Annotated in this window: 7 protein-coding genes; 1 reads left to right on the top strand and 6 read right to left on the bottom strand. The window is 70.2% G+C overall.

Annotated features, from left to right (window positions below; genetic code table 11):
• Nucleotides 1–75 precede the first annotated feature (75 nt).
• Nucleotides 76–1,617 (bottom strand): nucleobase:cation symporter-2 family protein, encoded by a 1,542-nt coding sequence (locus ACTIAO_RS11420; protein ID WP_441838531.1) that lies wholly within the window; start codon nucleotides 1,615–1,617, stop codon nucleotides 76–78.
• Between the two features lie 238 nt (nucleotides 1,618–1,855).
• On the opposite strand from ACTIAO_RS11420, the gene ACTIAO_RS11415 reads away from it, so the two are divergent.
• Entirely contained in the window at nucleotides 1,856–2,536 is a 681-nt protein-coding gene (locus tag ACTIAO_RS11415) for a YoaK family protein (protein WP_441874425.1), read from the top strand.
• Here the strand turns inward: ACTIAO_RS11415 and ACTIAO_RS11410 are convergent, their stop codons facing one another.
• The 5 genes from ACTIAO_RS11410 to ACTIAO_RS11390 all read right to left on the bottom strand — a co-directional run.
• Complete coding sequence (locus tag ACTIAO_RS11410) at nucleotides 2,537–3,829, bottom strand: allantoate amidohydrolase (protein ID WP_441874423.1); 1,293 nt, start codon at nucleotides 3,827–3,829, stop codon at nucleotides 2,537–2,539. It lies immediately after the preceding gene.
• Nucleotides 3,826–5,052 carry a pyridoxal-phosphate-dependent aminotransferase family protein gene (locus tag ACTIAO_RS11405; RefSeq protein WP_441874421.1) on the bottom strand — a complete coding sequence of 409 codons (1,227 nt, stop codon included), beginning with the start codon at nucleotides 5,050–5,052 and terminating at the stop codon, nucleotides 3,826–3,828. Before ACTIAO_RS11405 ends, ACTIAO_RS11410 begins: the two co-directional genes overlap by 4 nt.
• A gap of 46 nt (nucleotides 5,053–5,098) precedes the next feature.
• Nucleotides 5,099–6,658 carry an AtzH-like domain-containing protein gene (locus ACTIAO_RS11400; RefSeq protein WP_441906349.1) on the bottom strand — a complete coding sequence of 520 codons (1,560 nt, stop codon included), beginning with the start codon at nucleotides 6,656–6,658 and terminating at the stop codon, nucleotides 5,099–5,101.
• On the bottom strand, nucleotides 6,645–7,796 hold the full coding sequence (locus ACTIAO_RS11395) for an acetamidase/formamidase family protein (RefSeq protein ID WP_441896238.1): 1,152 nt from the start codon (nucleotides 7,794–7,796) through the stop codon (nucleotides 6,645–6,647). Before ACTIAO_RS11395 ends, ACTIAO_RS11400 begins: the two co-directional genes overlap by 14 nt.
• The coding region (locus ACTIAO_RS11390) for an amidohydrolase family protein (RefSeq protein ID WP_441906348.1) at nucleotides 7,793–8,140 on the bottom strand (348 nt) is incomplete at its 5' end. The genes ACTIAO_RS11390 and ACTIAO_RS11395, both read right to left, overlap by 4 nt.

Raw genomic sequence — 8,140 nt, 5'->3', positions numbered from 1 at the left:
CAGTCTAGAAACTCCGCCTCTGTATCCGCCCACTCCCCCGCCGGTCGTTATCCGAACGCCGCCGGATGCGGACCGTCACTCATCCAACACTGGCGATGCCTTCTGCTCGACGGCCGGCTCCGCGAGCACGACGTGCGCGGCGACGGGCTGTCCCTCGGCGTCGACCGTGTCCAACACCGTCCCCTCGCTGTCGAGCACGGTCACGGGGATCAGTCCGGTGCCCACGGCGGCCGGATGGATCAGCGCCACGGCCGCTGCGCCACGCACACCGTCATAGGCGGCCACCGCCGGATCCGCACCGACGCGACGGGACGAACCGCCGAGCACGAGGTTCAGCAGGATCGCGACAATAGCGCCCGCCGAGATCCCCGAATCGAAGATCTGCTGGAACCAGGACGGCATCTGGTGGTACACGTTCGGCGACACGGTCGGCAGCAGCGCGACTCCGACCGAGATCGCGACGACGAGGATGCTCCGGTTATCGAACCGCACCTTCGTGAGCGTGCGGATTCCCGACGCGGCGACCATCCCGAACAGCGCGATGCCGGCACCGCCGAGAACGGCCGACGGCACGCCCTCGACGATCGCCGCCACCTTGGGAACGAGGCCGAGCACAACGAGGATCACTCCCGCGGCCGTCGCGACGAATCGGGATCGCACGCCCGTCAGCGAGACGAGGCCCACGTTCTGCGCGAACGCCGTGTAGGGGAAGGTGTTGAAGATACCGCCCAAGATCGTGCCGAGGCCGTCGGCTCGCAGCCCGTCGGCCAGCTGGCGCCGGGTGACGGGCTTGTCGACGATCTCGCCGACCGCGATCATGTCGCCGGTTGTCTCGGTCATGATCACGATGCCCACGATGAGCATCGAGATGATCGGCACGATCTCGAAGGTCGGAACCCCGAAGTGGAACGGCGTGACGAAGCCGACCCATGCCGCATCGCCCACCCCGGACCAATCGACCATCCCCGGCACGAATGAGGCGACGAGGGTTCCGACGACGAGCCCCAGCAGCACGGAGATGCGGGCGATTCCCCGCGGTGCGAAACGTTCGACGACGATGATGAACGCGAGAGTTCCGGCCGCGAAAGCGAGGGACGCCCCCGACGCAGACCCGTCGTCGCTTCCCGACACGATCCATCCGGACGCAACGCCCATGAGGGACAGCCCGATGATCAGAATGACCGTTCCGGTCACGATCGGCGGGAAGAATCGAAGCAGCTGCGCGAAGAACGGCGCGATCAGCAGCATGAAGACACCGCACGCGATCGTCGCCCCGAACACCGCCGTGATCGGATAGCTCTGGCCGATCGCGACCATCGGCCCGACCGCGGCGAACGTGACGCCCTGCATGAGCGGAAGACGCACGCCGAATCGCCAGAAACCGACCGACTGCAGGATCGTCGCGAGCCCCGCGACGAACAGGTCGGCGCTGATCAGGAACGCGAGGTCGGCGCCCTCGAAACCGAACGCGCCGCCGACGATGAGCGGCACCGCGACCGCACCCGCGTACATCGCGAGCACGTGCTGCAGGCCGAGCGGAAAGAGCCGCGCGAGGGGTGGGATCGAATCGACGCGGTTCGTAGACCGGCCGGGCTTCACATCGCGAGTCGTCGTCATGTGGCAGACGCTATTCACGCCGCGTTGCGATCTCGTTTCCACGGTGAAACCGCAGGTTAAGCATGATCCGGGCGCTCAGTCCGCGCCCCTGTTCCTCGTTACACGCCGTTCACGTGCAGCCGTCACGGTCGTAACGCGACGCGTGTCGAATGGCAATGGTCGAGCTGCGCCCGCCGGGCCGATCGCTGACCCACCCATCGTCGCCGCCTCCCGTGCGACGCGAACCTGGAGATACGACGTGCCCCTCACCAGACTCGCCCCCGCCCGACGCCACCTCGTCCTCATGCTCGTGATCACCTTCTCGACCGGAATGATCGACGCGGCGGGCTACATGGGCCTTGATCGCGTATTCACCGCGAACATGACGGGGAACATCGTCATCCTCGGCATGGCGCTCACGGGCGCCAGAGACCTACCGATCGTCGGTCCGCTGATCGCGCTGATCGCGTTCGTCATCGGTGCCGCGGTCGCCGGACGCGTCCTGCGCCACGCACGCGGCGGATGGAGCGGCAGGACGACGACCATGTTCTCGGTCGCCGCGGGCATCGTGCTCGCGACGGGGATCGCGTCGCTCGTCGAACACCCCGTCGAACACACACCATGGGGGCTCTCCGTCACGGGCGCGCTCGGGCTCGCGATGGGGGCGCAAGCGGCCTGCGCGCGCCACCTCGGCGTCAAGGACGTCACGACGGTCGTCGTCACCTCCACGCTCACCGGCTTCGCCGCCGATTCTCGGCTTGCGGGCGGATCCGGCGAGAACTGGGCGCGCAGACTGCTCGCGCTCGTACTGATGCTCGCGGGCGCCGCCGCGGGTGCGGGGATCCTGCTGCTCGCGAGCTTCGGTGCGTCACTCGTCGTGGCGGGCGGCATCGTGCTCGTCGCCGCGCTCATGGGGCACGCCTCTCGGCGCGCGGAGTGATCACGCGCCGATGTGCGCGATCGCCTCGGCGAACGCGCGGAGACCCGCGGCGACGTCGGCCGCGCTGACCGCCTCGTCGGGGTGATGGCTCACTCCATCGGGGTTGCGCAGGAAGAGCATGCCGACGGGGGCGACGGATGCGATCGCCATGCCGTCGTGCCCCGCGGGGCTGAAGAGCGTCACCGGATCCGCGCTGGATCGGTCTCCTGTCACGGCGATGCCCTCGCGTAGCACGTCCTGCAAGCGCGGATCGCAGAACACGGCGGGCGCGGAATGCACCTCGCGAGCATGCCACCGCAGACCGCGCCGAGCCATGATCGCGGCGATGTCGCTCTCGATCGTGCGCCAGACGTCATCGCGGGTCTCGTCGAACTCGCCGCGCAGATCGATGCTGAACCGCGCCTCGCCGGGCACGACGTTCACGGCACCGGGAAATGCTTCGAGCTGCCCCACCGTGCCGATGAGGTGATGCCCGGCCGAGCAGATGCGCTCGACCGCGAGCGCCGCCTCGCTCGCGCCGAGCAGCGCGTCGTGCCGCATGTCGTAAGGCGTGCCGCCCGCGTGCCGGGCCTCACCCTCGACCGTGACGTCGAACCGACGCGCGGAGGCGATCGACGATACGACCGCGAGCGCGTCGCCGCGCCGGTCGAGCTCCGGGCCCTGCTCGATGTGGGCCTCGAGGTAGCCGACCAGCTGTCCCGGCCGGCGTGCGGCATCCGAAACGCGCCCCGGGTCGAGGCCGAACTCACGATACGCGGCGCGCAGCGAGACACCGCCTCCATCTTCGAGACCCCACCAGGCGTCGTCCCACGTGCCCGCGACGGCCGAGGAGCCGAGCAGCGCCTTACCGAAGCGGGTCCCCTCCTCGTCTGAGAACGCCGCCACCTCGATCCCGAACGGGAACGGCGAGCGCCACCCGCCATCCGCGGCGGGCACGCGCAGCATGCGCACGGCCTCGATCGCCATGAGCACGCCGACGATGCCGTCGTAACGACCCGCGTCGATGACGGTGTCGAGGTGAGATCCGAGCATGAGCGCGGGCGCCGCAGGATCCGAGGCGGGCAGCACGCCCATCTGATTTCCGGCTGCATCGAGCCACGTCGTCATTCCGGCCTCGCGCATCCATTCCGCGGCGAGCCGGTTGACGCGAGCGTGCTCGGGCGAGAGGTATACGCGGGTGATCACCCCGGCATCGGCGGTGATGCGCGCCATCTCGTCACAGCGCGCCATGACCCGCCGCGCGGCCGCTGAGAGCGCCGCGCCATCGATCGCTGCTGTGCGCCGGGAACTCATGCGACGGCGCCGGCGTAGACGTCCTGGGCTGCCTCGACCCCGCCTCCGGCCGGGACGGACGCCCCCGCCGAGCGGAGCACCTGCTCGAGCGCGGCCAGAGTAGTCATGACGGCGTCCTTGCGCGCGTTGTATCCCATCGTTCCGATGCGCCACACCTTCCCGTGCAGGGGCCCGAACGACGTGCCGATCTCGATCCCGAAGTCTGTCAGCAGCGCGGCCCGCACGGCGTCGCCGGCGACGGTGCCAGGGATCTCGACCGCGACGACGTTGTTCATCTTGTGCGCCGCGTCGCCGAAGACCTCGAGCCCGAGGCCCTCGACGCCCGCGAGCATCGCCTGGCCTGCGAGCCGATGCCGTTCGATGACTGCGTCGCGGTCTTCGTTCAAGAGCACGGCGGCGCATTCTCGCGCCGCGTACAGCATCGACGTCGCCTCGGTATGGTGGTTGAGACGCCGCGGCCCCCAGTAGTCGAGAATCATGCCGAGGTCGAAATAGTTCGTGCGGATGAAGTCGCTCGCCGACTCGTCGCCCTCCTCGCGGATGCCGGCCTCCACGCGCACGCGCTGTCGGACCACCTCGACCGCGCGGTCCGACAGCGTGACGGGTGCGGATCCGCTGGGGCCGCCGAGGCACTTCTGCAGGCCCGCCGTGGCCGCATCGACGCCCCACTCATCGGCGCGGAACTCGTTGCCGCCGAGCGACGCCGTCGCGTCGGTGTAGAACAGCACGCCGTGCCGCTCGCATATCTCGCCGATCTCATCGAGCGGCTGGTTCATCGTCGTGGAGGTGTCACCCTGGACGAGCGCGAGCAGCGTCGGCTTCACGCGTGCGATGGCCTCCTCGATGAGAGAGACCGGCACGACCTGGCCCCACTCCACCTCGACGCGGTGCACGTCGGCGAGCGCGCGCTCCGCGATCTCAGCCAGCAGGTGTCCGAACCGGCCGAACACCGGCACGAGCACACGGTCGCCGGGGCGGATCAGTGAGAACAGGGCGGCCTCGATCCCCGCTCGGGACGTGCCGTCGATGAGCAGCGTCGCGTCGTTCGTCGTCTGCCAGATGCGCCGGTAGAGCTCCTGCACCTCGCCCATCGTGTACGTCATGAACGGGTCGTACTGGCCGACGAGCGGCGTTGACATCGCCCGCAGCACGCTCGGGTATGCCGTGACGGGGCCGGGGCCCATCAGCAGGCGGGCGGGCGGGTCGAGCGGCAGGACAGTCATTCGGATGCTTTCTTGTCAGGCGTACGGGGAGGATCGGCGGCACGGATCACGCCACTCCTATCGTTGCGGCGAGGCGACGCGCGCATCGCACGAGCGCGGCGTCGGTCCCGGCACGCGAGACGACGCTCACACCGACGGGCGCGCGCCCGACGGTCAGCAGCGGCGCGGAGAGGGCGGGCGCCCCCGCCACAGCCGCGGGGGTCGTCAGTCGCAGCGTGGCGGTGCGGACCGCGTCGATGCGGTCCGCCGTCGTGGTTCGCAGCGGCGCGGGACCGGGCACGGTCGGCAGGATGAGCACCGCATCGGCGAGCAGCCCGTCGAGCCGCTCCTTCAGCACCGCGAGGGTCTCTCGCGCCGCCTGTTCCTGCTGCTCGGTCACCTCGGCCGCGGCGCGGAGGCGCGCGGCGACCGCATCGCCGACGGCGCCAGGATGCTCGCGGATCCATTCGCCGTTGTTGCGCCACGACTCGGCGCCCTGCACGATGCGGAACGGCTCGTGATAGCCCGCGAGGTCACCGATCGAGACGGTCTCGACGGAGAGTCCCAGGCGCGCGAGCAGGTCGTCGAAGGCCGCGCGGGTCGCGGGGTCCACCGCGTGCAGCGCTTCGGCGGGAACGACGAAGCGCCCGGGAAGCGCGCTCTCGTCGGATCCCACGGGCGACAGACACCAGTCACTCACGGCCTGGAGCGTCTCGCCCGTGCGCGTGAGCCACCCGACCGTATCGAACGTCTGGGCGAGCGGCACGAGGCCCTGCCGCGGTACGAGGTCGTGCGTCGTGCGCAGGCCCCACAGCCCCTGGTACGAGGCGGGCACCCGCACGGATCCGGCCGTGTCGGTCGCGAGGCCGATATCGGCCTGGCCCGTGGCCACGGCCGAGGCCGGTCCGCTCGAGGAACCACCGGGGATCGCTCCGGGGACCGCGCCATTCGGCGGGGTGCCGTAGTGCGGGCTGTCTCCGGCGATCGAGTACGCGAATTCGTCAGTGCGCGCGATGCCGCGCAGCGATGCGCCGGCTCGAAGCAGATCCGATACGGCGGGCGCCGTCGCCGTCTCGCGCCGCGCGGAGTTGAGGAAGGCGGGATTTCCGGCCCCGATGCGGTAGCCCCTGATCGCGAACAGGTCTTTCACGGCGACGGTGCGCCCCGCGAGCGGCCCGTCCCACGCGCCCTGGAACATCGGGTCGCCGACCGTGCGCCAAATCGTGCGGTCGAACGGGCGGGGCCGAGGCGACACGTGTGCGGCGGTGATGCGCCACCCTTCCTCCGTCCGTTCCCAGACCTGCGTCTGTAGGCCACGTCCGCCGACCTCGAAACGCGACACGGAGACGACGAGCGCCGTGTCCGGCGCGAGTTCGCGGTGCTCGACCCGTTCGATGCGGCGCGGCGGCACCCCGCCCCGCAGTGCACGGAACGAGTGGATGGCCTCGTGCCCGACGAGCAGCCCTGAGTCGTCGCCGCGCAGCGTGCCATCGCCCGACGCGAACCAGTCGTCGAGAGCATCGAGGTCATTCTCGACGACCGCCCTCTCGTAGTCGAGGAAGGCCGCGAGCAGGTCGTCGGGCATCGTCTCGGTGCCAGGAATCGCGCCGGCGTCAGAATCGACCACTGCGCACCTCCGCAAGATCCGACTCGCGAATACGGGCGTGAACACCGGTCGTCACGTCGACGACCTGCGAGATGTCGAAGTCCGTCGCCGCCGACAGGTATGCATACGCGAGGTGCTCATCCATGCCCCACCGCACGGCGAGCAGCTCGATCGCGGCCGAGACGCACTTGCGCATCGCTTCGCCGAGGTCGGGATCGAGCCCCGTCGGTACGAGGTAGTCGGGAGTGCGCACGAGGGGGCCTCGGATCGCACCGAACTCCTCCCGTGCCCGTGCGGCCGGGATGACCTCGAACACGAGCGTCGCGCGCAGGGATCCTTCCACCGCCGTTAGCGCGACCTCGCCGTCGCCCTGCGCGAAGTGCGGATCGCCGACATACGCGAGCGCACCGTCGACCTGCACCGGCAGATAGAGCGATGCGCCCTCCGTCAGCAGCTTGATGTCGATGTTCCCGCCGTACTCCGCAGGCGGCACCGAGTGCGGGCGCTGGTCCCCCGCCGGCGCGACCCCCATGATGCCGAGGAACGGCGCGATCGGGAAAGCGACATCGCGCGGTCCGCCCTCGCGCGCGGGCAGCGTGCACACCAGCTCTCCCTCGCGCTCTTCGATCGGCGTGAACACGCTCACGGTCGTTCCGCTGCGCGGCAGCACGCCCGGCAGCGCGCCCTTGCCATGCCGGCTCGAGATCACGCCGTACGGCACCCGCGGCTGCAGACGCTCGACCGTGATGCGCAGCAGATCGCCGGGACGTGCGCCCTCGACCCGGATCGGGCCGGTCACGACGTGCGGGCCGTCGACGGCGTCGTCGTGACGGGGGCGCGCGGCGAGCGCGATCGCGTCTGCGAGTATCTGATCGGGCGCGACGCCGTGCGCCGCGAAGAACCGTGCGGGGTCCTGGCCCTGATCCGGGAGGATCCCCTCGTGGCTCAGCGTGTCGATGACGATCCGTTCGCCGCTCGCGACCGTCGCAATCGGTGCGTCCGCGCCGCTCGGCAGCCGCCCCCACAGGGTTGTGTCGAGACGGGACGGTACGTACCGCAGCCCGTCGGGCAGCCGCTCACCGGGTTTCAGAATCGGCAGATCGGCGAACGCCGGGGCCCCCGCCGCGGCACCGTAGTGATTGTCATCGGCGATACTCATGCGATGATCTCCTGTCCCGTCCGTGCGGTAAGGCCGGTCTCACGCGTCCAGATGCGCCTGCCGTGCAGGTATGTGTCGGTCACCGCGCCGCGCAGGCGTGCGTCCTGCCACGGCGACATGCGGTGGCGATACTGCAGGTCATCCGCGCGCAGGATGTATTCAACGTCGGGGTCGAACACCGCGAGGTGCGCGGGAGCGCCGGGCGCGATGACGCCGCGATCTGCGAGCCGCACGATCGCGGCAGGACCGGTCGTGAACCGCGGCAGGATGGTCTCGAGCGCGATGCCGCGCCGCATCGCCTCCGTCCACACAGCCGCGAGGCCGGTCTGAACGCCGGCGATTCC

It is taken from the genome of Microbacterium sp., from assembly GCF_052099035.1.
Classification (GTDB): Bacteria; Actinomycetota; Actinomycetes; order Actinomycetales; family Microbacteriaceae; genus Microbacterium.
The sequence above is the reverse complement of the archived record's forward strand: the minus strand, read 5'-3'. Positions and strand labels throughout refer to the sequence as shown.